We start from the raw sequence: 24,430 nt of genomic DNA, 5'->3' as shown, positions 1-24,430 counted from the left end.
CACACACGCCTCCGTCCTGTCAGTTGGGGCAGGCGGGCGGAGAAAAGGTAAAGGCGAACAGGACGCTACGCCGACGCTTGAGCACCGTATCGCTCGGCCAGTCACGCCTTACGGCCTGCATGACAGGCTGTATCAACGTGTAAGGGCGGGTGAAGCGGCTCATGGTTCGGCTACTGGAGAAAATGAAGGGCGGCACTCTAGGGAAGCCTGCGCTGCCCGTCAATCGTTACGCCTGAGCAATAGCACCAAGGTCGGTAACGATTGGCAGCGCAGCCAAATCTCACTGCTTGCCTGTGGACGGCAGCAGGATCGCCAGCAGGCCGAACAGCGGCAGGTACGAGCAGAGGCTGTAGACATACTCGATCCCATGGCTATCGGCCAGGTAACCCAGCAGCGCCGCGCCGATACCGCCAAAACCGAACATCAGGCCGAAGAAGATCCCGGCGATCATCCCGACATTACCCGGCACCAGCTCCTGGGCGTAAACCACGATGGCCGAAAAGGCCGAGGCCAGGATGAAGCCGATGATCATGCTGAGCACACTGGTCCAGAACAGATCGACATAGGGCAGCAGCAGGGTGAATGGCGCAACACCGAGGATCGAAAACCAGATCACCGCCTTGCGCCCGATCCGGTCCCCGATCGGCCCGCCAAAGAAGGTACCCGCCGCGACCGCCCCCAGGAACAGGAACAGGTACAACTGCGAACGGGCGACCGACAGGTCGAACTTTTCGATCAAGTAGAAGGTGAAATAGCTGGTGAAGCTGGACATGTAGAAGTACTTGGAGAACACCAGCAGCCCCAACACCACAAGGGCGCCGATGACCCGCTGACGGGAAAGGCCATGGCTCGCACGCTGGCCTTGCCTGGCCTTGAACAGGTTCAGGTGCTCGCGGTACCAGCGGCTCAGCCCGTAGGTCACCAGCAAGGCAAATACCGCAAACAGGCCGAACCAGGCCACATTGCCCTGCCCGAACGGAATCACGATCGCTGCGGCCAACAACGGCCCAAACGCCGACCCTGCGTTACCGCCCACCTGGAAGGTCGACTGTGCCAGCCCGTAGCGGCCACCCGACGCGAGCCGGGCAATGCGTGAGGTCTCGGGATGGAACGTCGAGGAGCCAATGCCAATCAGCGCCGAGGCCAGCAGGATCATCGAAAAACTGCCGACGAACGCCAGCATCACAATACCGACCAGCGTACACAGCGTGCCCAGCGGCAACAGGTTGGGCATGGGTTTGCGGTCGGTGTAAAAGCCCACCCAAGGCTGCAACAACGAGGCCGTGATCTGGAATGTCAGGGTGATCAAACCGATCTGGGCGAAGCTCAGCCCGTAATTAGCCTTGAGTAGCGGGTAGATCGACGGCAGCACGGCCTGGATCAGGTCATTGATCAGGTGCGCCAGCGCGCAGGCGGCGATGATTCGCATCACCAGTGGGCTGCTTTGGGTGCTTGCTAAGGCAGAAGGCGAACTGGACTGGGCACTGCTCAAGGCCATGGGAATGCGTTCCATCCGGAAAATTGGGATCCAATTATCCGGAATCCTTTAAGCAAAGCACCATGCTTTTCATGTAATACAGGCCTGACAGGTTGAAATGGCTAAGCAATTGATCACGCGTGAATTTTTTTTAGAAACAGGTGTTGACAGACATTCGTTTCAGGGGAATAATGCGCGCCACTTGGCTACATAGCTCAGTTGGTTAGAGCATAGCATTCATAATGCTGGGGTCCGGGGTTCAAGTCCCTGTGTAGCCACCAAGTACTAAAAAGGGCTTACCGCAAGGTAAGCCCTTTTTTCTTGCCCGCGAAAAAGTACCGGCAAGATCACCCACCCCGACAACGCATAACATGCTGGCTGCGGTAGCTCGTCCAAGGCAGGTAGGTCCACCGTTAATTCTTTCTAGCAGCAACGCGCGAAAAGCCAGAAGCACTCCAACCCCGCACTCGCCCGCACCCCATCGATACCTGCCCACGCCAACATCAAGCACCGAACAAGGTTCGTTACCCCACACTAGCGAACACCGGCAAATACCACCGCCACCCCAAGGCCTATCAACGCCATGCCAATCACCTTGTCCACCAGCCCCTGACGATCGAGCATCGTGCGCCGCAAGGCGTCGCTGGAGAAAAAGACGGCCACCAGGCTGAACCACACCCAATGGGCGAAGGACATGAAGAAGCCATAGCCAAGGTCGGTCACCAGCGAGCTGTCCGCCTGCACCACCTGGGTATAGGCGCTGACCACAAAGAGCATGGTCTTGGGGTTCAGGGCGTTGGTCAGAAAGCCCGAGCGGAATGCAGCGAACACACCCAAACGACTGGAGCCGTCATTATCCCCCAGCGCGACACGCTGTGTGTTGGTGAGGGATTTGTAGCCCAGGTAGATCAAGTAGCCAGCACCCAACGCCTTCATCGCCAAAAACAGCAACGGTGATTGGCTGATGATCAACGCGACCCCCAGCACGGTGTACAACACATGCACCTGCACGCCACAGGCAATCCCCAACGCCGCCATGAGACCGGCCTTGCGGCCGAAGGCGTAACTGCTGCGCGTGACCATGGCAAAGTCCGCACCGGGGCTGATCACCGCCAGAACAGTGAACAGGGCAACAGCAATCAACTCATTCACGTAAAGCGCCTCTATCTGCTAGTAAAATGCACAGATGCTCTCTGCTCGGGCAGCGGGCACTGATGCCCGCACCAAGCCATCGCAGGCAAGCCTGCTCCCACAGAAAATGCAGTGTTCTGCGCCGATCCCTGTGGGAGTTGGCTTGCCAACGATGCAAGCACCGCGCAGTTGCTGACACCCCGCCGACACCATCGCAGGCAAGCCTGCATCCCACAGAAAAGCAGTGCTCTGCGCCGATCCCTGTGGGAGTTGGCTTGCCAACGATGCAGGCACCGCGCAGTTGCTGACACTGCGCCGACGCCATCGCAGGCAAGCCTGCATCCCACAGAAAAGCAGTGCTCTGCGCCGATCCCTGTGGGAGTTGGCTTGCCAACGATGCAGGCACCGCGCAGTTGCTGACACTGCGCCGACGCCATCGCAGGCAAGCCTGCATCCCACAGAAAAGCAGTGCTCTGCGCCGTTCCCTGTGGGAGTTGGCTTGCCAACGATGCAAGCACCGCGCAGTTGCTGACACACCGCCGACACCATCGCAGGCAAGCCTGCATCCCACAGAAAAGCAGTGCTCTGCGCTGTTCCCTGTGGGAGTTGGCTTGCCAACGATGCAAGCACCGCGAATGCCTGAACCCCACAGAGAATCTGCTCTGTACGGCGCGTATTATCGAAAGCTTCGTTGTGGCTAAAAAGCGATTTATAGTGCGACAAATCCGCTAGTTTTCCTCACAGATATGAAGCTGCCCGCCCTCTCCGCCTTCCGCTATTTCGACGTCGCGGCGCAAACCGAAAGTTTCGTTCGTGCCGCCGAACTGCTGCACGTCACCCATGGCGCGGTCAGCCGGCAGATACGCTTGCTGGAGGAGTCCCTCGGGGTGCAGTTGTTTGAGCGACGCAACCGGGCGATTTTCCTCACGGCTGCCGGACGCGCCCTGCATGGCACCACCCAGTCGCTGTTCGAGCAGTTGGAAGGTGCGGTCTATCGTCTGCAACAACAGGCGCGGGAAAACGTTCTGGTGCTGTCCTGCGAACCGACTATTGCCATGAAATGGCTGATTCCACGCCTGCCGGCCTTCCATGCCGCGCACCCAGACATCCACATCCATCTGGTGGCGGCCGGCGGCCCAGTGGACTTTATCGGCAGCGGTATTGACCTCGCGCTGCGCCGCGATGACTTCCCATGGAGCAAAGGCCTGGACGCCGTTAAGGTCTGTGACGAACGCGTAGGCCCGGTAGGCAACAACGCCCTGGCAACACAAGGACTCGTCGGGCAACGACTGCTGCACACGGGCTCAAGGCCCAATGCGTGGAATACCTGGTTACGCCTGAGCAACCAGTCCGCCAAGGACTGCAGCCGAGCCGACTATGAGCATTTCTACCTGTGCATCCAGGCTGCAGTGGCCGGACTGGGACTGGCAATGGCCTCGTTCCTGATGGTGCAGGACGAAATCGCGGCCGGGCAGTTGCAGGCGCCTCAGGGCTTTATCAAGGACGGTTCCGCGTATTACCTGCTCTGCCCCCAGCCCATTGCCGAGCACGCCATGTATCGACGCTTCGCTGAGTGGATCACGGCGCAGTCACAAGACGCTGGCAAAACGATGAACCTGAGCTGAAATCCCCACCCCAGGTCCGATAGCCGGCCGTATCAATATGGATCCGCCCCGTAGGGTAGCGCCCCAGCCCCATGTTCCAGGCAGCGCCTTGGGTTTGCCAGAAACGGCACAACGGCGCGGGATCGGCACCAAGGGGCAACAACAGGTCAACCGCAAACGCGCGGGTGTGTGCGCTGCCAACAGCGCCACCGGCACACGTATTGAGTGTGGAATTACGGTACGCCGAAACAACCTCATAACGGCTCAGGACACGCTGGTCACCCAGGACCTTGAGCAGTTGCAGGGTCGAGCGTACAGCGGGCCATTGCCCCACGGGCGGTACCGCGAATGGCTCCGCAGCACACAGCTGCCAGTCGCTGGCCGAACGCAGCAACTCATGTATTGGAACCCTGCCATAGAGGCGCGCCTCGACCAGCATGTCACGGAATGCTCGCGTCTCATGATCGCCAGCCCAGAGGGCGAACACGCGCACATCGCGCTCGTCGGCATACGCACCCAGCGTACCGAACCACAAACCGATCACAGACAGCGCCACCTTGCGCAGTATCACCCGCATAAACGCTCCACTTCCCAAGCCCACAGCAATGCCTACAGTATGGCTCGACTACCCAAAGGAGAGAGGCCGCTGGCATGGAGTCAAAGACGCGCAAAACCACTGTACTACCCTTGGCACTCGGGCTGTGCGCCTTGGCCTTGAGCACCACACCACAGGCGGACACCCGAGTCACCCTGGGAGATCAGCAACGGGTCAGCAGGTTGTTTGCCTACCCTAACAACTGCAGCGTCATCTGCTTGCGAGACTGGACCCTGGAACAGACGGTCGAGCACTACCTGAAGCAGAGCGTAGCGCGAGACGGCTACAGCCAAGCGACGGTCAGGGTGAATAGAGACAATGACACCCTGTATGCCGACATTACAGACGTCCCCGCCACCTATGGCGAACCACTGGAGCGTCTGCTCGACAATGGCGAACTCGCTTACCAAGGCGCCAGCCAACTCAACCGCGATGGCAAGTGGGCCTACAACTGGCTGCTGTTCCTGCCATTGGGCATGGCCCTTGAAAACCGCCGCAGCATCGAGTTGCTGCACTTTCCGCCAGACTATTCGCTAACCCAGGCACAAGATTACCTGCGCTCGAACACCACTGATCGCTGGGCGTACCTGCTGAGTGTCAATGGTGTACCTGTGGATAACACGCCGGCCTTCCAGACCATCGTCGATATTGCCCCGATTGCCGCCCCAGCCACTGCCGGCAAGGCGCTGGAGGGCACCTACGGGTACTTCAATGACTACCAGACGAGCATGGTCAAAGAGGTTACCCGCAACGCCAGGGGGGACTCGCTGCCGATGGTGGCATTTGGTTCACCCGTGCGTACCTGGATAGAGCAGACCTATGGCCAACGCTTGAACGTACTGGGCCTGGTGAGCATCAGCCCGACGACCGGGCAACACGTACCGGTACTGGGCTCAAACCACCCCAGCGCCATTTGGTACACCGCCGACAAAGCCAACCACGAAGGCAACCAGGACCAGGCAGATGCGGCGGGTTTGAAGATGATGGGCCAGGACCTCAGCGCTGCCTGCTGGCAGGCTGGCATGGGCAACAACCCCAAGGCTGATGCCAAGGCCACGCTGAATGCCTGTACGCAGAAATGGCAGGTCACCGCGAAGACGCAGACGTGCGAGTTGTTCTACCGTTCAATTCGGGAAATGAGCCCGGAACAGGCTGCAGCCAAATGTAACACCGACGCGGTAAGACGCCGTTTGCAAACGCTACAGCAGCCTCTGGAAGACAGCTGATCGCTCAAGCCTCATTGTCGGCAACGCCGACAATGAGGCGACCAAGGTCAGTCCTGTGGGCGCAGACGGTACTGCGGCGGCAACTGCTCAAAGCCGCTGATGGTCGTGTTGAGACTCTTCCAGCGGCCATCCTTGATGCCGTAGATGCAGCCATGCACCGACAGGCTCTGCCCACGATGCCAGGCGTTCTGAACGATGCTGGTATGAGCAACGTTGGCCACCTGCTGAATCACGTTCAGTTCGCAAAGGCGGTCCACCTGCTCTTCCTCGGTGGCCAACTGCGAAAGCGCCACGCGGTTCTCGTAGTAAAGGTCACGGATCGAACGCAGCCAGCCGTCGATCAGGCCCAGCTGGCGATCCTGCATCGAGGCCCGCACACCGCCACAGCCATAGTGGCCGGTGACCAGAATGTGTTTGACCTTGAGCACGTCTACGGCGTACTGGATCACCGACAAGCAGTTCAGGTCGGTGTGCAGCACCACGTTGGCAACGTTACGGTGAACAAACAGATCGCCGGGCAGCATGCCGACGATTTCGTTGGCCGGTACGCGCGCATCCGAGCAACCGATCCACAGGAATTCAGGCGTTTGCTGGCGTGCCAGCTTGGCGAAAAACTCCGGATCTTCCTGTTTGATTGCATCGGCCCAGCGGGCGTTGTTATCAATCAGTTCTTGTAGGTCGTGCATGTTCAAGCCTCATAGATGATCCGCAGTCTCTGACAGGCGCCACGCCGAACAGGTCACGCCCAACATGAAACGGCCTTCAGTCGATCAACGTGCAGGCCATCACCAGCGCATCCTCGCGACCACCGGCAATGGGGTAATAATCTCGACGCCGCCCCACTTCGTTGAAGCCATAGCGCTCATACAGCCGGTAGGCCGACTGGTTGCTGGCACGCACCTCGAGGAAACATTCCCGACCATTGAGCTCGTAGGCGCGCTTCATCAAGTGCTCGAGCAAGCGCAGACCCAGGCCGCGCCCCTGGCTCTCCGGTTTGACCGTGATGTTGAGCAGGTGTGCCTCATCGATGATCACGTTGATCACCCCGTGCCCCACCTGCTGCCCGCCCTCGAACATCAACCAGATCTCATAGGATTTTAGCCCGTCGAGAAAGATCCCTCGGGTCCAGGGGTGACTGAAGGCGGCATATTCGATCTTCAGTACGGCATCCAGGTCCGCTTCGGTCATCCGGCGGAAGCTGATTGTGTCACTCATCGCTTGGTTTCCAGCGCGCCATCAGCCGACGCATGGCTTTCCAGACGTCCGCCTTGCGTTGCGGCTCGTCCATCAACACTTCAAGACCCGGCAAGGCCCAGGTATGACCCAGGCCCTCGACCGGTAGCTCACGGTAATACGCCTGCTCATCGGCCTCGCCGGCAAAGCGCACGGCAGGCAGACCGACCAGCCACAGGCAGGCGCAAGGTGCCTCTTCCAGACGGGCCTGGATAAAGCCCTGAACGAAATCACGAGCCGCCTCCGGCCCCTGGTCAAGGTTGCCCCGCACCAGCAACGGCCAGCGCACGGGCTCGCCAATGATCTGCGGGCTGTCCGGCAGGCCTGCGGCGCGCAACATGTCCTTGAGCAGCAGGTAGGACGGATCGCGGCTCTGGAACGGCTCACCCGTAGCCAGCTCGACCAACACCAGGCAACGCCCTGCACGCAGCAGCTGCAAGGCGAAACGCGGCGGCGGAACGGGAACAGCCTTTACCGGTGCTACCGCCTCCTCCGTCGCTTCCGGCGACTTGCTGGCAGCTCGCGGAGTGGCGCTGGGGCGCGGGATCTCGATCTTCTGCCGCTCACTCGGCTTGCCCACCGGTACTGCAACCGGCGCAGCCTGCGGCACTGGCACTAGCGCAACCTCCTCTACCAGCGGCTCCAACGGCAGCAACAGCTCAGGGCGCGACGGCGCAGCGAACGGCAGTTCGGTACGCGGCAGCCAAGGCACTACTTGCATGGCATGGAGGTAAGCGCGGCGGCGGGACTCGGTGAGCAAAGGTCGGCCATCTGTGGATAAGTCAGGGCACACATTCTACCGCCCTTCGTTGCCCGGCGCCGCAGTTGATCGGCAGAAAACCGCCCAGCAATACCCACAAACGATCAAGGGGTGAATCGACAACCGCATGATGCAGTACAATCGGCGCTTTTATTTGGCAGCGAGTCGACCCGCCAATGATCGAACCCAAACGCGTCCTGCGCGCCCTAGCCGAACACTGGGCCTTGCTCGAGCCGCTGTGCGAGCGCTTCGACCAGGGCACCCTGAGCCTGGCAGAATTGCGCCTGCAATTGGCGACCCAGCAACTGGAAAGCACGCCACAGGACATCACCAACCTGCTCGATGTGTGGATTCGCCTGGACATTCTGGTGCCCGTGGCCAAGAGCCCGAACCGTTTTGAGCTCAATGCACAGATCCACGATTTCCTCGCCTACCTGCGACGCGAGCACCGCTTGGGCCTGTGCCTGGAGATTGAAGCCTACCTGCGCCACCTCGAACGCCTGGCCGGCCACATCCAGGACGCCTTCGACATTCGCGACGGCAACGACCTCGCACGTCAGTTGCGCCTGCTCGACATGCGTGTGCGTGACGTACTGAAAAAGCTCGACAACGACGAACAGGCACTGGTGGCCGTGGCCGAACGGGCCAAGACCAGCGACCGGCAGATCCCCCTGCGCCAGCGTTACGCCGAAGTTCTGGCAACCTGGGACGAGTACGTCGAACCGATGATCCAACTGGTCAACGCCGACGGTGCCTTCGAGCAAGGCGTTCGCAAGGTCGAGACCGTGCTGCTGCGCTTGCTCAGTGAACAGGCGCGCCTGGGCCAACTGGTCGACGACGACATGCTGCTGCGAACCCATGCCCGCATCCTGGAGATGCAGACCAGCGCGCAACTGACCCTGCGTCATGCCCGCGAACTGCTTCTGCCACTGCGTGAAGAGGCGCGTCGACACAACGCCGTAACCCGTGGCGCGGCACTGGCCCTGTCGGTAATCCGCCGTAAAGGCCTGGACGCCGTGCCGCACGCAGCCATGCCCCTGTTCACCCGGCCGCAGAGCACCTTCCTCGGCAGCGCCAGCCAGGTGGAAGCCTATGTCTATGCCCTGGCCCGCTTCGAGCCCAAGCCCGCGCAGTTCCCCAAGGCGCACAAGAGCCAGAAGGGCGAACCACCGCGCGCACCGCGCACGGTCAAGGAAATGCTCGAACGCTGCACCGACGCCCTGCCAATGCCAGACCTGATGACCTGGCTGCTGGAGCAGGAACCCGAATGCGCCACCGACGAATTGCTGTACTGGTTCTCGCGCCTGTCGCGAGAAAAGCGCTTTACCCGCGAACGCCTTGAGCGCCGTGACTACAACACCCGCGAGCACCAGGTCAGCCTGCGCTCATTCGCCCTGACGTCCAGCCGCGAAACGCCGCTGGAGCCTACTGCGAGCACCTCACATGCATCTTGATCTTTCCGAACTGTCCCAGCTCGCGCCGATCTTCCGCGAGCTGTTCAAGGGCTTCCACATCAGCCGCCGCGACCCCGAGCTGTACGCTCAACTGTCGAACTTTCAGGACCAGTACCGCGGCCTGTTCAGAGCCCTGGGCTTCGAGCTGGTCTGCGATACCCGTGGTTTCTACTACTTCGTCCCCGAGCAGGCCGCCGCGCAAGTAAACAAGACCGCCCAACGCCTCTCGCTGTTCACCTTCATTCTGGTAGAACACCTGGCAGATCAGGGACGCGACCCGATCGCCGTGCTGGATGGCGGCAGCCTGGGCCGTGATGAGCTGCCGTCGCTGCTGGAGAAATACCGCGACCTGTTCATCCAGGCTGAAGTCCAGACACCAGACGAACTGGAAGAAAAGATCATGCGGCGCATGACCCAACTCGGGTTTGCCAGCGAAGAGAATGGTATCTACCGCTTCCTGCCGCCAATGCACCGCTTCCTCGACGTGTGCCTGTCGGTACAGCAAGACCGCGACCTGGCCGCCAGCCTGCACAGCGCATTGCCACTACCGACGCCAGTACTGGTCGACGAGGACAGCGACGAGAAACTGCTCAAGACTGACGATCCGCTCGACCTGGGCCCGTTCGACGACCTGGACGAAACCGAAGAAGAGGCCCTGGCCCGCGCCATCGCCGAAGAGCAACAGGAGATTGATGCATGAGCCAGGAACGCTACGGCATCCGCCGCTTTGCACTGCTCAACACGGCCGGCTACAGCCTTGGCCTGTTCCCGCTGGAGCACCCGCTGTCAGTCTACGGTGCAAACAACCTGGGCAAGAGTGCGTCGATCAACGCCCTGCAGTTCCCGATCCTGGCACGCATGTCGGACATGAGCTTCGGCAAGTACAGCCTGGAGCAGTCACGGCGTTTCTACTTCGCCAGCGATACCAGCTACATCCTCTGTGAAGTCTCATTGCCCCATGGCCCGCACGTGATCGGCGTGGTCGGACGCGGCCCAGGTGGCGGTTTCGGCCACCAGTTCTTCGCCTATGCCGGTGAGCTGGACCTGGCGCACTACCAGAAAAACGACACCTGCCTGCGCCAGAAAGAACTGTTCAGCAATCTTGAGCGCAATGGCCTGAAGGCCTACGAACTCAAGCCTGACGAACTGCGTCGACTGCTGGTCGGCGGGCACACCTCAGTGCCACTGGACCTGACCCTGATTCCCTTGCGCTCCACCAGCGAACAGAGCCTGAAGACCTTCCGCGCCCTGTTCATCAACCTGCTGCACATGCGCGAGATCACAGCGGCCAAGCTCAAGCAGTTGTTCCTCGATGCCTTCGAGCACAGCCTGCGTTCGGGCAGCGTCGACTACATCGCCGCCTGCGAGGAAGCCTTCCGTGACGTGCGTCGCATGGAGCAGGACTACAACGCCCTGGTCTCAGCAGGCCCATTGGTCGAGGCCTTGGCCAACGGCGTGACTCAGCGCGACATCCTGCGCGGCAAGCTGCACCGCCTGTCGCCCTTGCTCGACTCGCTGCTGGGTACCTGGCAGGACTATGCGATGGCCCGCAAGGAAGAGTTGGTCATCCAGTCTGAACACTACCGCAACGAGCAGGACGCCCTGCAGAACAATCAGCGCGGCGGCACCCAGGAACTGATGCGCCTGGAACGCGAGATCACCGGCATCCAGCGCTGGCTGGGTGAGCTGTCGGTGCTCAAGCACCGCTTTGCCCTGGTCGATGACGTCAAGGTGCTGGAGCAGCAACTGCTGGCGGCCAAGGACGCCCACGATGAATTGGCCGGCGCCCTCGCCCAGTCACGGCAGTTCAGTGCTGAAGACCTTGAAGAACGCCTGCGAGACCTGGAAAAGCGACTGAAGTCGGTCAAACAGCAACTCGACCATGCCGACAACAACAGCTATGCCCGCCTGCGCGAAGAGTTCTCACAACAGGACGTCGAGCGCCTGATGCGCCTGTTCAATGGCGCCCTGTTCAGCCTGCCACTGGGCGAGCGCGGTATCGAACTGGACGACAGCGAGCTGTGGGTCAAATCCCTGGAAGCAGTGCTGGAACGCTTCAAGGGCGAACGCTTTGAAGTGCCGGGCCTGTCCATCGACCTGTCGCACATTGAGCCCCCTGCGCTGCAGGCCCTGGCCGACCGAGCGGCCCTGCGCGACCAGAAAGAACGTCTGGAAAAAGAACTCAAGCAACTCAAGACGCAACAGGCCGTCGCCGCTGACCGTGCCGCGAGCAAGACCCAGACCGAAGCCCTGTACCAACAGGTACTGGACGCCCAAAAAGCACTGGAAGACTTCCGCCGCGCCCAGACGCTGAGCGCAGAAGAAGGCGACAAACTCGAGCAGCTGGCGCAGCTGGAGGCCGCCCAGGACGAACTCAAGCGCTCCAGCGACGCCTTTACCGAACGCGTCCAGCAACTGTCGGCCAAGCTGCAACTGGTCGGCCGGCAGATCGCCGACATGGAGGCCAAGCAACGCACCCTTGACGATGCGCTGCGACGCCGCCAACTTCTGCCAGCCGACCTGCCGTTCGGTACGCCGTTCATGGAGCCGGTGGACGACTCGATGGACAACCTGCTGCCGCTGCTCAACGACTACCAGGACAGTTGGCAGGGCCTGCTGCGCTGCGATGGCCAGATTGAAGCACTCTACGCCCAGGTACGCCTCAAGGGCGTGGCCAAGTTCGACAGCGAAGACGACATGGAGCGCCGCCTGCAACTGCTGATCAACGCCTATGCCCATCGTCAGGATGAAGCCCTGACCCTGGGCAAGGCGCGCCGTGCAGCGGTCACCGACATCGCCCGAACCCTGCGCAACATCCGCAGCGACTACGACAGCCTTGAACACCAGCTGGCGCTGTTCAACCGCGAGATCAACAAGCGTCAGGTGTCCAACCTGCAGAGCTTCCGGATTGTTCTGGCACCGAACAAGGAGGCGCTCAAGCACATCGATCAGATTATCCACAGCGCCGGTCAATATGAGGAAGGCGAGACCCTGTCGGTATTTGACCTGAGCCAGAGCGCCGAACAGGACAACAAGAACGAAGAAGCCAAGGAGTACCTGGCACGCCTGGTGGCCGCCAACCATAACCAGTTGGGCCTCAAGGACCTGTTTGAGCTGGCATTCGAGATCACCAAGGTCGGTGGTCAGCCAGTGATCCACACCGACATCGATGGCGCCGCCTCCAACGGCACCACCATGACCATCAAGGCACTGACCAACATGTACCTGTTGCTGCACTTGATGGACCGTGACCTGGCCGGCCGGGTGCGCCTGCCTTACTACCTGGACGAGGCGGCCGACATCGACGAGCGCAACCAGGCAGCACTGCTGGAAACCAGCCTGCAACTGGGCTTCGTGCCGATTCTGGCCAGCGTCAAGCCACAGGTGTCAGCCAAGGTGGCCATTGACCTGGAAGGTGGTAGCGGGCCGAACGGGATCTACATCGACGAAGCGGACTGGAAATTCATCAGCCGCCACGAAGAGATCAAGGCGGTGGTACACAAAGAGGAAGATGTTTCGGCCTAGTGGGTGCACGGGGCCGTTCAGACCCCATCGCAGGCATCCGTGGGAACACGGCGTGCCTGCGATGAGTTCAACGCGGTATCACTGAGCCCAAGGCAGAATCGGAATCGCGGTCACCGCATTCTGCGGGCTGCCTTCGATGACCCGATCACTGTAGACCAGGTACACCAGGGTGTTGCGCTTCTTGTCCAGGAAACGCACGACCTGCATGGTCTTGAACACCAGCGAGGTGCGCTCCTTGAACACCTCATCACCATCCTTCAACTCTTCCTTGAAGCGAATCGGCCCGACCTGACGACAGGCAATCGACGCCTCGGCACGGTCCTCAGCCAGGCCAAGCCCGCCTTTCAGGCCGCCGGTCTTGGCACGCGACAGGTAGCAGGTCACACCTTCCACCTTCGGGTCGTCGAACGCTTCGATCACGATACGGTCATTCGGTCCGACGAACTTGAACACCGTCGACACCTGACCGATTTCCTCGGCCGAGGCCAGCAATGGCAGGGCCAGCAAGGCCCCCAGCAATCCTTTGATCAAACGCACAGGGTTCTCCCTCATACCAGAATCAGATTGTCGCGATGGACCAACTCCGGCTCAGCGCTATAGCCCAACAGGCTTTCGATGGCCTCGGAGGATTGGCCGATGATTTTCTGCGCCTCCTGGGCACTGTAGTTGGCCAGGCCACGGGCAACTTCCTGACCGTCAGGGCCGACACAAACCACCATTTCGCCACGACGGAAGCTGCCCTGCACACCTTTGACACCAACCGGCAACAGGCTCTTGCGCCCTTCACACAGCGCCTGTACGGCACCGGCATCCAGCGTCAACGTGCCGCGGGTTTGCAAATGACCGGCCAGCCACTGTTTGCGCGCCGCCAGCATGCCACGCTCAGGCGACAGCAGAGTGCCCAGACGCTCGCCCGCCTTGAGACGGTCCAGCACGCGCTCCAGGCGCCCACCAACGATAATCGTGTGGGCCCCGGAACGGGCCGCCAGACGCGCAGCGCGCAGCTTGGTCTGCATGCCACCACGACCCAGCGCACCGCCGGTACCACCAGCCACGGCGTCCAGGCTCGGATCATCCGCACGGGCTTCGTAGATCAGCTCGGCATCGGGGTTGGTACGCGGGTCGGCATTGAACATGCCATCGCGGTCGGTGAGGATTACCAGCAAGTCAGCCTCGACCAGATTGGCTACCAACGCCGCCAGGGTGTCGTTGTCACCGAAACGGATCTCATCGGTGACCACCGTGTCGTTTTCGTTGATCACGGGTACCACACCGAGCTCTACCAGCGTACGCAGCGTGCTGCGGGCGTTCAGGTAACGCTTGCGGTCGGACAGGTCATCATGGGTCAGAAGGATCTGCGCAGTGTGCCGGCCGTGCTCGGCGAAGCTCGATTCCCACGCCTGCACCAGGCCCATCTGGCCGATGGCAGCAGCTGCCTGCAGCTCGTTCATGGCGCTCGGTCGCTTGGTCCAGCCCAGGCGGCTCATACCGGCGGCCACGGCCCCGGACGACACCAGCACCAACTCGACACCCGCTTCATGCAACGCCACCATCTGCTCGACCCAGACACCCATGGCCGCGCGATCCAGGCCCTTGCCATCTGCCGTCAGCAGGGCACTGCCGATTTTCACGACCCAGCGCTGGGCACCCGTCACCTTGCTCCGCATCTTCTTCCAACCTATGCCGATCTGTGGATTCTAAAAAACAGCGCTTGCTACGCCTTGTAGGAGCCGGCCTTGCCGGCGATGCAGCCTCAATAGGTACCACGCTGATGCAATCACGGGCAAAGCCTGCACCTACAGACAGCAAAACGCCGCTTAAAAAAGCGGCGTTTAGTGTACTGCAACGAATCAGTCGCGCACGTAAATGATTTCTGGACCGTCTTCGTCCTCATCATCCCAATCATCGTCGTCATCGTCACCGATGTCATGCACGCTCTTCACACCGCTACGGCGCAGGGCGCGCGCATCGTCCAGCGCCTGAAGCTGGGCACGGGCCTCATCTTCGATACGCTGATCGAGATCCGCCAGCTCTTCGGCATACGCCGGGTCGTTGGCCAGACGGTCAGCGCGGTCTTCCAGATAGCGCATGATGTCACGGCTCAGCTGCTCAGTGCCTTGCTTGGAGATGGCCGAGATTACGTACACCGGGCCTTCCCACTGCAGACGCTCAACCACTTCCTTGACGCGCTCGTCGCGCTCGTCATCCATCAGCATGTCGGTCTTGTTCAGCACCAGCCAGCGATCACGCTCAGCCAGCGACGGGCTGAAGCGGGTCAGCTCGTTGACAATGACTTCGGCAGCATCGGCACTGCTGCTGTCGTCCAGCGGTGCCAGGTCGACGAGGTGCAGCAACAGACGAGTACGCGCCAGGTGCTTGAGGAAGCGGATACCCAGGCCGGCACCATCGGAAGCGCCTTCGATCAGACCGGGAATGTCGGCGATGACGAAGCTCTTCCAGCGGTCGACACTGACCACGCCCAGGTTCGGCACCAGGGTAGTGAACGGGTAATCGGCAACCTTCGGCTTCGCAGCCGATACCGAGCGAATGAACGTACTCTTGCCCGCATTAGGCAGGCCCAGCAGGCCGACATCGGCCAGTACTTTCATTTCCAGTTTCAGGTCACGCTGCTCGCCCGGCTTGCCTGGCGTGGTCTGGCGCGGCGCACGGTTGGTACTGGATTTGAAGCGCGTGTTGCCCAGGCCGTGCCAGCCGCCTTGAACGACCATCAGCTTCTGCCCCGGCTTGACCAGATCGCCGATAACTTCCTGGGTGCTGGCATCAATCACGGTGGTACCGACCGGTACACGCAGGATCAGGTCGTCGCCCTTCTTGCCGGTGCAGTCGGTGCTGCCACCATTGGAGCCGCGCTGGGCCTCGAAATGGCGGGTGTAGCGATAGTCGACCAGGGTATTGAGGTTCTCGTCGGCAACCATGAACACCGAGCCGCCGTCACCACCGTCACCGCCGTTGGGACCACCGTTCTCAATGAACTTCTCACGACGAAAGCTCATGCAACCATTGCCACCGTCACCGGCTTTTACCCGGATCGATACTTCATCAACAAACTTCATAAAAACCGCCTCTCGTCGTCTCGACGAGTTGAATGACACAAAGACATAAGGCTCTTGCAAAAATGAGCGCGGCGGCCCCGTCAACGACCGTAGAATCCAGCGCCGGCAGCCCATACAAACAGTTTTGCAAGAGACTCACCCCACAAACGAAAAAGCCCCGTCGCGAGACAGGGCTTTTCCAGCGACATCGCTATTAAGCAGCGACAACGCTTACGTAACGACGACCGAACTCGCCTTTTTTCTCGAACTTGATCACGCCTTCGATTTTAGCGAACAGGGTGTGATCTTTGCCCATGCCAACGCCGTAACCAGCGTGGAATTGGGTGCCGCGCTGGCGAACGATGATGTTGCCGGCCTTGATGACCTGGCCGCCATACATCTTCACGCCAAGGCGTTTGGCTTCTGAGTCGCGACCGTTACGGGTACTACCACCAGCTTTTTTGTGTGCCATGAGTTCAACTCTCCAATAAGGGGATTAGGCTGAATTAAGCCTGAATACCGGTGATTTTGATCTCGGTGAACCACTGGCGGTGGCCCATACGCTTCATGTGGTGCTTACGACGACGGAACTTGATGATGCGCACTTTGTCGTGACGACCTTGGGAGATCACTTCAGCGACTACTTTAGCGCCAGCGACGACAGGTGCGCCGATGTTTACGTCATCGCCATTGGCGACCAACAGAACGCGATCGAAGGTTACGGATTCGCCGGTAGCGACTTCCAGTTTTTCGATCTTCAGGTATTCACCTTCGGCGACTTTGTACTGCTTACCGCCGGTAACAATTACTGCGTACATGGTATTTCTCCGATAATCCTGCTCACCCAGCTCTTTATAGGTAAGAGTATTGGCTGGCATGGCTGCATAAGGCTGGAACGGCCCTGTGCAATTGCGTAAGGCAGGTGCTGCCCAGGAAGTTCAGGGTGCGCGATTGTACGCAAGCCCCGCAGCGCTTGCAAGTACCGCCCCCGGTTCACCGGCACCGCGCCTTGACAGGCCGGGACCCGCAACCTAGCATGCCGCGCAACCTTTATGGAGCACCTGTGGCCGATGCAACCCCAAGCTTTCTACCGCCCGGTAGCGGACGACTTCAGCGCCGTTGACGAGATTATCAAGAAGCAGCTGACTTCACGTGTGCCGCTGGTCTCGAAAATCGGCGACTACATCACGTCTGCTGGCGGCAAGCGCCTGCGTCCGCTGCTGGTGCTGCTGTGCGGCAAGGCACTGGGCCGCGATGGCGACCAGCTGCGCCTGCTCGCTGCCACCATCGAGTTCCTGCACACCGCGACCCTGCTGCATGACGACGTCGTCGACATGTCCGGCATGCGCCGTGGCCGCTCCACCGCCAACGCCCTGTGGGGCAACGCGCCCAGCGTACTGGTCGGTGATTTCCTCTACTCGCGCTCGTTCGAAATGATGGTAGAGCTGGGCTCGATGCCCGTCATGCAGATTCTCTCCAAGGCGACCCGCGTGATTGCCGAAGGTGAAGTACTGCAGCTGTCCAAGATCCGCGACGCCAGCACTACCGAAGAAATCTACATGGACGTCATCCGCGGCAAGACCGCGATGCTGTTCGAGGCTTCGACCCATAGCGCAGCAGCCCTGGCCGAAGCCAGTGAAGCTCAGCGTGAGGCACTGCGTACCTTTGGTGACCACCTGGGTGTGGCCTTCCAACTGGTCGACGACCTGCTCGACTACAAGGGCGACGCGCAAACCCTGGGCAAGAACGTCGGCGACGACCTGGCCGAAGGCAAGCCAACCCTGCCGCTGATCTACACCATGCGTGAAGGGACTGCCGAACAGGCCGCACTGGTTCGCCAGGCGATCCAGAAAGGCGGCATTGAAGATCTGGAAAGCATCCGCGCCGCCGTCGAGGCAGCAGGCGCTCTGGATTACACCGCCCAGTTGGCCCGTGACTATGTCGCTCGCGCCATTGCCTGCCTGGAAGTGCTGCCGGCCAGCGAGTACCGTGACGCACTGGTTGAACTCAGCGAATTCGCCGTCGCCCGCACCCACTGATCCTGCCCCGGCCCATCTTCGGATGGGCCTGCTTGCCCTCTGAGCGACAAAACCCTATACAATGTGGGTTTTTGCACGTACACCCAGAGGAACCTTAGTGAGCACTTTGCCTCCCTGCCCAAAATGCAACTCCGAATACACCTACGAAGACGGTGCCATGCTGATCTGCCCCGAGTGCGCCCACGAGTGGTCCGCCAGTGGTGAGGCCGAAGCAGGCAACGACGAGGCAGTGAAAAAGGATTCGGTGGGCAACGTCCTGCAAGACGGCGACACCGTTACCGTGATCAAGGACCTCAAGGTCAAGGGTTCGTCCCTGGTGGTCAAGGTCGGTACCAAGGTCAAGAATATCCGCCTGTGTGACGGCGACCATGACATCGACTGCAAGATCGACGGCATCGGCGCAATGAAGCTCAAGTCCGAGTTCGTCCGCAAGGTCTGACCCGAGTCTGTATTCGGGGCCGTGCAACGGCCTCGGATCGACCCTCTGGCAGAAACTGCCAATCACTTCTTGCTATTATGATAATAAGAATTATTCTCACTGAAAGAGTTCAAGGAGAGTAATCATGACTTATCTGATCGACGCCTGGTTGGAACGCCCTCACCCTTGCCTGCGCATCCTGCACCGGGAAACCGGCGAGGTCTGTGCCGTGCTCGAAGAAGACGCGCTGCATGAACTGCACGCCCAAGGTGATCTGGACCTGAGTGGTTTGAATTCAAACGAGCCGAATGTGCTCAAGGAACTGGTGCGCAACCTGTTTCTGTTTTCTTACGCACGGGCATTGCGCCCGCTGTAATCGCCAGCAACGCTGGCTCCCGCACGGTTGAGCAGAAGCCGGCATTGCCGCTGCTGGAGAGCCAAGCTCCCCTGCAACGCTAGGGCTTACAGAACGTCGAGCAGCTCAACGTCGAACACCAGTACGCTGTGCGGCGGGATGCTGCCAACACCCTGAGCGCCGTAGGCCAGCTCGCTCGGTACGTACAGGCGCCATTTGCTGCCGGCGTTCATCAGTTGCAGGGCTTCGGTCCAGCCAGCGATCACGCCACTGACAGGGAACTCAGCTGGTTGGCCACGCTCGTAGGAGCTGTCGAAGACCGTGCCGTCGATCAGGGTGCCGTGGTAGTGGGTACGGACGCTGTCATCGCGAGTCGGCTTGGCGCCTTCACCGGCGGTCAGCACTTCAAACTGCAGGCCCGAAGCCAAGGTAGTGATGCCGTCACGCTTGGCGTTTTCAGCCAGGAAGGCCTTGCCTTCACCAGCAGCTGCTTCAGCCTTGGCAGCCGCTTCCGCTTGCATGATGTCGCGGATGACCTTGAAGCTGGCCGACAGCGCTTCTTCGCTGACGCGGCTGGCCTGGCCATTGAACGCGTCGGTCAGACCGGCCAGGATCGCGTCCAGGTTGACGCCTGGTGGCGGGTTGTCACGCAGCTGACCACCCAGCTGACGGCCGATGCCGTAGCTGACGCGAGTTTCGTCGGTAGACAGGTTGATTTCGGACATTGGCTTGCTCCGCTGCAGGGCGCACATAAACCGCGCCCTTTATGAAAAGGGCGAGCAGCCTAGCACACTGCGGCGCAGCAGTTCAGCTACCAGGCTGAACGCAGGGAAATCGGCATTTTCAGATCTTCTTCGGCCGCGCTGCTCATGCCACACATTTCGTCCTGCACCGACCAATGCACCAGGTTCAGCGGCAGGTCAGGCAACCCTTGCAGTTGCCCACGCGCTTCTTCCACAGAGTGCACACGCAGGCGCTTGCCTCGCGCATCAGACAACGGATGGGCACGCCCATGTACCCGTGCCTCCAGCAGGTAATCGCCCCCTTCGATAGCGATCAGGTTGAGTTCCTCGACATGACCAGCCCTGGCCTCGGTATTCAGATCGTGCAGGTTCATTGCAGCACCTCACTACTCGGACATACGAGCGACTGTTCATTTTTCGTACAGAGCTGAACAAAGTACAAGCCAGAAACGCAACCGCCCGTCCGTTTGTAGCGGACGGGCGGTTTCAAACTCACCGGCAAGACGCAATCAGTGCTTGGTCAGTTTATCCAGATAACCCATTGCGAAGGCCGAGACCACAAAGGTCATGTGGATGATCACATACCACATCAGGTACTGCGTCTCGATGTTCCGGGCATCCATGAAAACCCGCAACAAGTGGATCGAGGAAATCGCCACGATCGAGGCTGCCACCTTCATCTTCAGGGACGTGGAGTCCATCTTGCCCAGCCAACTGAGCTTCTCTTTGCCATCGTCGATATTCAGTTGCGAGACAAAGTTTTCGTAACCGGAGAACATCACCATGACCAGCAGGCCACCCACCAGGGACATGTCGATCAGCGACAGGATCACCAGAATCAGGTCAGCTTCCGCCATGGAGAATACGTTAGGCAGTACGTGAAAGATTTCCTGGAAAAATTTCAGCGCCAGCGCCAGCAGGCCCAGCGACAAACCAAAGTAAATGGGCGCGAGCAGCCAACGCGAGGCATACATCGTGTTTTCGATAAAACGTTCCATTGAAAAACTCATCGGTGGCGGGAAAAACGAGCAGGAGTATACCAGCCACGAATGACAGAAAAAGCCCGCGTCAGGTTGCTGCAAGGCAACCGGGGGCAGCCCTTCAGGTTTCTGGATGGAACTGGAAATCACCCACGTGATGTACCCGTTCGCCGTTGATCCGTCTGAGTTGTGCCTGCAGGTGAAGGCACCAGATCTGCGGCCCATCCGCCACTTGATAACCATGCAAGGTCAAGCTGTCGACGATGGCATTGAGTACTGACTCTGCGACATAAGGGCCGTGGAACGGTCCTTGAGCCTTGATCGCAGAGGGTTGCTCGCCAGCCATGCCGGCGGCGAAAAGCAGCGTCCACATGCCATTGTCACCGGCCAGCGGACGAATGCTGCATTCAATGCGGGTGACCAGACCCAGGCATTGACGAGTGAGACTGAGGCTGCGCGGCATGGCGACGATCCTCGGAGAAACGCTGTTCAGCCCCCATCGGAAGCTGTTTCTATCCTGTACCTACGACTGTCCATGATCTGAAGAATAGAAGAAAACCGACGGCGACAAGCGGTCGCACAACAGCGGGCGCCGAATGGTCATGCCGACCCTGGCGCCCGCCCTCCTCGTCAGGACGGTTTGACCCCGGCCAAGGCCTGTTCGGCGTGCTCTTTCTCCGCCTCCTTGAGCTCCTCCTCGCTGATCATCTCGGCGATCACTCGCAGACGTTCGACCACCCTGGCGTTGACGCTGCCCTCCGGGAACTGGCCATCGGCATCAGGTGCACCGGCCGGCTCGCCCACCAGCAGGCTCAATGCCTCGTCGGCCTGGCTGACGGCATAGATATGGAACTGCCCTGCGCGCACCGCTTGCAGCACTCGCTCATCGAGCATCAGCGTCGTGACGTTGGCACGCGGAATGATTGCGCCCTGTTCGCCGGTCAGGCCTCGCGCTTCGCAGAGCCGGAAGAAGCCCTCGATTTTCTCGTTGACCCCACCCACAGCCTGCACTTCACCAAACTGGTTAATAGAACCCGTAATGGCGAAACACTGCTTAAGGGGGGTCTTCGACAACGCCGAGATCAGGGTACAGGCCTCACCAAGCGAGGCACTGTCACCGTCGACGTATCCATAGGACTGCTCCAGGGCAATACTCGCGGAAATGGCTAACGGGAACTCCTGGGCATAACGGCTGCCCAGGTAACCGGTAAGGATCATCACCCCTTTGGAGTGAATCGGCTGCCCCAGATTGACCTCGCGTTCGATGTCGACGATTCCACTACCACCCGGGTATACCGTAGCGGAGATCCGCGCTGGCACACCGAACGCCGAATCGCCAACCTCAAGCACTGTCAGGCCGTTGCACTTGCCCACGGCCGCACCTTCGGTATCGATCAGGATGATCCCGGCGAGCATGTCGTCGAGAATCCGCGCCGAAACCCTGCCGGTACGCGTGGCCTTGGCCTTGAGCGCCCGCTCGATATGGCCGCAGTCAGTCATTTCGTCGTTGGCCAGGTGGCGAATGAAATCCGCTTCGCTGACCAGCTGGAACAGGTCACCGATTCGCGCCGACAAACGCCCCTGGTGTTCGGCCAGACGAGCGCTGTAGGTTGCCAGCCGCGCGACCGCATCGGCGGTCAATGGCGCCATGCCTTCCTCGCTGGTACGGGTTTTGAGCAACTGAGCGAACTGCTCCAGGCTCTCGTCGACCATCGGAATGTCTTCATCGAAGTCCACCAGCACCCGGAACATCTCCTGGAAGTCCGGATCATGGTCCTGCAGGGCGTAGTACAGCTGGCGCGCACCAATGATGACAACCTTGACCTGCAGCGGGATCATCTGCGGGGTGAGGCTGACGGTGGCGACACGCCCCAACTCGCCCAACGGCGACTCCATCTTCAGTTTGCGCGACTGCAAGGCACGCTTGAGTGCATCCCAGACAAAGGGCTCACCCAACATTTTCTCGGCTTCAAGAATCAGGAAGCCACCGTTCGCACGGTGCAGCGCCCCCGGACGCAGTTGCCGATAGCTGGTGTAGAGAGCCCCTTGATCGGTGCTGTACTCGATGCGGCCAAACAGATTGTCGTACGTTGGGTGCGGCTCAAACACCACCGGCGCGCCCCCACTGACCGGATGCCCGACCACCAGGCTTGGCGCGTATTGCTCTTCCAGTATCTTGCGTGCCACTGCATCACTTTTGCTGTCGTCGACCAATTGTTCGACGACCGTGCGCAGCAGGTTGACCTGAATGGCTTGCAGGTAGGCACAGACCGCTGCGTTCTCCGCGTACTTTTCCGAGAGCGGGGACAACAACGGCTGCAAGGCCAGGGTAATGGTTTCCTCGTTGAGCTGGCGCAACTGGTTGCTCGACTCGCGCTTCCACTGCGGCAAGCTGGCCAGCTCTTCGTTCAGACGCTCCTCCAGTGCGGCAATGTCTTCGTGGAAACGCTCACGCTCAGCTTCAGGCAACTGCGCGAACTCGGCCTCGTCCAGCGCCTTGCCGTCACTCATGGGGGTGAACGCAACGTTGCTGCTGTCACGGTACAGTGCAACGTCCTTTTCCAGGGACGCCCGCTCGATCACATCCAGGGCGCGGTCATAACGCTGGTTGAAGCTGCGGTCGATGGCGCTTTTCTTCTGCTGGAACGAAGGATGTTCGAACACTGCCGGGAAGGTTGCCAGCAGGTTGTCGATCAGCCCGCCAATATCGGCAATGAATGCGCCAGCACTACCAGGCGGCAACTCCAGCGCCTTCGCTTCGCGCGGGTCGTCGAAGTTGTTGACGTACACCCAGTCCGAAGGGGTGTGCAGGCGCTTGCCCTCGGCTTTCAGGTAGCGTTTGACAAACGAGAAACGCCCGGTGCCGGGCTCACCCATGACAAATACGTTGTACCCAGGACGCGGCATGGCGACGCCAAACTGCAAGGCTTCGACAGCACGTTCCTGGCCAAGCACACCGCGAAAGGGCTCCAGATCATTGGTGGTGGTAAAGGCGAACTGTTCGGCGGAAAACGGCCGGGTCAAGGCTTCTGGCGCAAGACGCAGGCTCGCAGCAACAGGATCGGGCATCGGGCTTCCTTACTTCGGCGGGGCGGATGAAGCATTCTGGCGCCGGGTGCGTGCGGCTTGCAAGGCTCTTCAACGCTTTCTGCAACGGGGTGAATCCTGCCCCCAATAGCGCCTTCCAGCAATCTTTCGTAATTAATCAGCGAACTGTTAGATCATGCCTAAACTGTAAGCTGCGCGGCTGGGTAAATAACCGACCCGTCCTGGCTACAGGTCATACCGATATGCCAGATAACCCTGACCTTTGGTTTGCACTTCTTAGAAAGAGAACAATGCTATGAAACGGATTCTTCTGGGTACTCTGTTCGCCGCCGCATCCCTGAACGCCATGGCCCAGGCGCCTGGCGGCCCGGATTGCGGCTGGGGCAACATGTTGTTCGCGGGCCAACGCGGTACACCGGCCCACTTCCTTGCATCAACAACCAACGGCACCTCCGGTAACGCAACGTTCGGCATGACTTCCGGCACCAACGGATGCGCCACCAACGCTGCGCTGACCTATGGCGGCAAGTCGTGGTTTGCCATGAATGGCATGATGAACGAACTGTCTGAAGACATGGCCAAAGGTCAAGGCGAAGCACTGACCACCTATGCCGTCGTCCTCGGCGTGGCACCTGAAGACCGCGCGCACTTCGCCGCCGTCACCCACCAACACTTCCAGGAGATCTTCAAGACTGCCGACATCACCGCTGAAGATGTCCACAACAACACCCTGGCTGTTCTGAAAAGCGACCCACGCCTGGCCAAATACGCCACCCAGGCTTAAGCTCG

General features: G+C 60.3%; 26 protein-coding genes and 1 tRNA gene. 10 read left to right on the top strand and 17 right to left on the bottom strand.

Annotated features, from left to right (window positions below):
• Positions 1-19 precede the first annotated feature (19 nt).
• Both IE038_RS10290 and IE038_RS10285 read right to left on the bottom strand, forming a co-directional pair.
• Positions 20-163: a hypothetical protein gene (locus IE038_RS10290; RefSeq protein ID WP_189395562.1), complete on the bottom strand. Its 144-nt coding sequence runs from the start codon at positions 161-163 to the stop codon at positions 20-22.
• 117 nt (positions 164-280) lie between these two features.
• On the bottom strand, positions 281-1,498 hold the full coding sequence (locus IE038_RS10285; RefSeq protein ID WP_163935452.1) for an MFS transporter: 1,218 nt from the start codon (positions 1,496-1,498) through the stop codon (positions 281-283).
• 183 nt (positions 1,499-1,681) lie between these two features.
• On the opposite strand from IE038_RS10285, the gene IE038_RS10280 reads away from it, so the two are divergent.
• Positions 1,682-1,758, top strand: a tRNA-Met gene (locus IE038_RS10280).
• Positions 1,759-2,011: 253 nt separating this feature from the next.
• Here the strand turns inward: IE038_RS10280 and IE038_RS10275 are convergent.
• Positions 2,012-2,629 (bottom strand): LysE family translocator, encoded by a 618-nt coding sequence (locus tag IE038_RS10275; RefSeq protein WP_163935448.1) that lies wholly within the window; start codon positions 2,627-2,629, stop codon positions 2,012-2,014.
• Between the two features lie 725 nt (positions 2,630-3,354).
• Between IE038_RS10275 and IE038_RS10270 the strand changes: the two genes are divergently transcribed.
• Entirely contained in the window at positions 3,355-4,233 is an 879-nt protein-coding gene (locus tag IE038_RS10270) for a LysR substrate-binding domain-containing protein (RefSeq protein ID WP_163931262.1), read from the top strand.
• Here IE038_RS10270 and IE038_RS10265 read toward each other — a convergent pair.
• Positions 4,187-4,789 (bottom strand): D-Ala-D-Ala carboxypeptidase family metallohydrolase, encoded by a 603-nt coding sequence (locus tag IE038_RS10265; RefSeq protein WP_163931266.1) that lies wholly within the window; start codon positions 4,787-4,789, stop codon positions 4,187-4,189. The two genes, IE038_RS10270 and IE038_RS10265, sit on opposite strands and share 47 nt — an antisense overlap.
• Before the next feature lie 74 nt (positions 4,790-4,863).
• On the opposite strand from IE038_RS10265, the gene IE038_RS10260 reads away from it, so the two are divergent.
• Entirely contained in the window at positions 4,864-6,033 is a 1,170-nt protein-coding gene (locus tag IE038_RS10260) for a hypothetical protein (protein ID WP_163931269.1), read from the top strand.
• Between the two features lie 47 nt (positions 6,034-6,080).
• On the opposite strand, the gene can is transcribed toward IE038_RS10260, so the two are convergent.
• From can to IE038_RS10245, 3 genes are all read right to left on the bottom strand, one after another.
• Positions 6,081-6,719: a carbonate dehydratase gene (gene can, locus IE038_RS10255; RefSeq protein WP_065760608.1), complete on the bottom strand. Its 639-nt coding sequence runs from the start codon at positions 6,717-6,719 to the stop codon at positions 6,081-6,083.
• Between the two features lie 76 nt (positions 6,720-6,795).
• Entirely contained in the window at positions 6,796-7,248 is a 453-nt protein-coding gene (gene rimI, locus IE038_RS10250) for a ribosomal protein S18-alanine N-acetyltransferase (RefSeq protein WP_099773507.1), read from the bottom strand.
• A complete protein-coding gene (locus tag IE038_RS10245) occupies positions 7,241-8,026 on the bottom strand; it encodes an energy transducer TonB (protein ID WP_163931272.1) in 786 nt (261 codons plus the stop codon). The genes rimI and IE038_RS10245 overlap by 8 nt, the downstream gene beginning before the upstream one ends.
• A gap of 176 nt (positions 8,027-8,202) precedes the next feature.
• On the opposite strand from IE038_RS10245, the gene mksB reads away from it, so the two are divergent.
• The 3 genes from mksB to mksF are packed head-to-tail and all read left to right on the top strand — an operon-like array spanning position 8,203 to position 13,005.
• Positions 8,203-9,480: an Mks condensin complex protein MksB gene (gene mksB / locus IE038_RS10240; RefSeq protein ID WP_163931273.1), complete on the top strand. Its 1,278-nt coding sequence runs from the start codon at positions 8,203-8,205 to the stop codon at positions 9,478-9,480.
• Positions 9,470-10,180 carry an Mks condensin complex protein MksE gene (gene mksE / locus IE038_RS10235; RefSeq protein WP_163931276.1) on the top strand — a complete coding sequence of 237 codons (711 nt, stop codon included), beginning with the start codon at positions 9,470-9,472 and terminating at the stop codon, positions 10,178-10,180. The genes mksB and mksE overlap by 11 nt, the downstream gene beginning before the upstream one ends.
• Complete coding sequence (gene mksF, locus IE038_RS10230) at positions 10,177-13,005, top strand: Mks condensin complex protein MksF (protein WP_189395561.1); 2,829 nt, start codon at positions 10,177-10,179, stop codon at positions 13,003-13,005. Before mksE ends, mksF begins: the two co-directional genes overlap by 4 nt.
• A 78-nt stretch (positions 13,006-13,083) precedes the next feature.
• On the opposite strand, the gene IE038_RS10225 is transcribed toward mksF, so the two are convergent.
• The 5 genes from IE038_RS10225 to rplU form a co-directional block, all read right to left on the bottom strand.
• Positions 13,084-13,542 (bottom strand): CreA family protein, encoded by a 459-nt coding sequence (locus IE038_RS10225; protein ID WP_163931279.1) that lies wholly within the window; start codon positions 13,540-13,542, stop codon positions 13,084-13,086.
• An 11-nt stretch (positions 13,543-13,553) separates the two neighbouring features.
• Entirely contained in the window at positions 13,554-14,672 is a 1,119-nt protein-coding gene (gene proB / locus IE038_RS10220; RefSeq protein WP_189395560.1) for a glutamate 5-kinase, read from the bottom strand.
• Between the two features lie 183 nt (positions 14,673-14,855).
• A complete protein-coding gene (gene cgtA / locus IE038_RS10215; protein WP_163931286.1) occupies positions 14,856-16,079 on the bottom strand; it encodes an Obg family GTPase CgtA in 1,224 nt (407 codons plus the stop codon).
• Positions 16,080-16,272: 193 nt separating this feature from the next.
• Entirely contained in the window at positions 16,273-16,530 is a 258-nt protein-coding gene (gene rpmA / locus IE038_RS10210; protein ID WP_065760617.1) for a 50S ribosomal protein L27, read from the bottom strand.
• Between the two features lie 34 nt (positions 16,531-16,564).
• Complete coding sequence (rplU, locus tag IE038_RS10205) at positions 16,565-16,876, bottom strand: 50S ribosomal protein L21 (protein ID WP_065760618.1); 312 nt, start codon at positions 16,874-16,876, stop codon at positions 16,565-16,567.
• 252 nt (positions 16,877-17,128) lie between these two features.
• Here rplU and IE038_RS10200 point away from each other — a divergent pair, with 252 nt between their 5' ends.
• The 3 genes from IE038_RS10200 (at position 17,129) to IE038_RS10190 (ending at position 18,891) form a co-directional block, all read left to right on the top strand.
• Entirely contained in the window at positions 17,129-18,097 is a 969-nt protein-coding gene (locus IE038_RS10200; protein WP_163931289.1) for a polyprenyl synthetase family protein, read from the top strand.
• A gap of 97 nt (positions 18,098-18,194) precedes the next feature.
• A complete protein-coding gene (locus IE038_RS10195; RefSeq protein WP_065760620.1) occupies positions 18,195-18,536 on the top strand; it encodes a zinc ribbon domain-containing protein YjdM in 342 nt (113 codons plus the stop codon).
• Positions 18,537-18,660: 124 nt separating this feature from the next.
• On the top strand, positions 18,661-18,891 hold the full coding sequence (locus IE038_RS10190; protein ID WP_163931291.1) for a PA4570 family protein: 231 nt from the start codon (positions 18,661-18,663) through the stop codon (positions 18,889-18,891).
• Between the two features lie 86 nt (positions 18,892-18,977).
• Here IE038_RS10190 and bamJ read toward each other — a convergent pair whose 3' ends face one another.
• The 5 genes from bamJ to IE038_RS10165 all read right to left on the bottom strand — a co-directional run bounded on the left by bamJ (position 18,978) and on the right by IE038_RS10165 (position 23,662).
• Positions 18,978-19,595, bottom strand: coding sequence for a BamJ family beta-barrel-assembly machinery protein (gene bamJ, locus IE038_RS10185; protein ID WP_163931294.1), 618 nt, complete (start codon positions 19,593-19,595; stop codon positions 18,978-18,980).
• Between the two features lie 86 nt (positions 19,596-19,681).
• Complete coding sequence (locus IE038_RS10180; RefSeq protein WP_163931297.1) at positions 19,682-19,987, bottom strand: DUF6482 family protein; 306 nt, start codon at positions 19,985-19,987, stop codon at positions 19,682-19,684.
• 135 nt (positions 19,988-20,122) lie between these two features.
• The gene (locus IE038_RS10175) at positions 20,123-20,611 is read right to left on the bottom strand and encodes a TIGR00645 family protein (protein ID WP_163931299.1); all 489 of its coding nucleotides are present in this window, start codon (positions 20,609-20,611) and stop codon (positions 20,123-20,125) included.
• A 103-nt stretch (positions 20,612-20,714) separates the two neighbouring features.
• On the bottom strand, positions 20,715-21,056 hold the full coding sequence (locus IE038_RS10170) for a PA4575 family protein (RefSeq protein WP_163931302.1): 342 nt from the start codon (positions 21,054-21,056) through the stop codon (positions 20,715-20,717).
• 167 nt (positions 21,057-21,223) lie between these two features.
• On the bottom strand, positions 21,224-23,662 hold the full coding sequence (locus tag IE038_RS10165) for a Lon protease family protein (protein ID WP_163931305.1): 2,439 nt from the start codon (positions 23,660-23,662) through the stop codon (positions 21,224-21,226).
• 274 nt (positions 23,663-23,936) lie between these two features.
• On the opposite strand from IE038_RS10165, the gene IE038_RS10160 reads away from it, so the two are divergent.
• Positions 23,937-24,425 (top strand): DUF3015 domain-containing protein, encoded by a 489-nt coding sequence (locus IE038_RS10160; protein WP_163931308.1) that lies wholly within the window; start codon positions 23,937-23,939, stop codon positions 24,423-24,425.
• The last annotated feature ends 5 nt before the right edge of the window (positions 24,426-24,430 follow it).

It is taken from the genome of Pseudomonas laurentiana, from assembly GCF_014648275.1.
Lineage (GTDB): Bacteria > Pseudomonadota > Gammaproteobacteria > Pseudomonadales > Pseudomonadaceae > Aquipseudomonas > Aquipseudomonas laurentiana.
The sequence above is the reverse complement of the archived record's forward strand: the minus strand, read 5'-3'. Positions and strand labels throughout refer to the sequence as shown.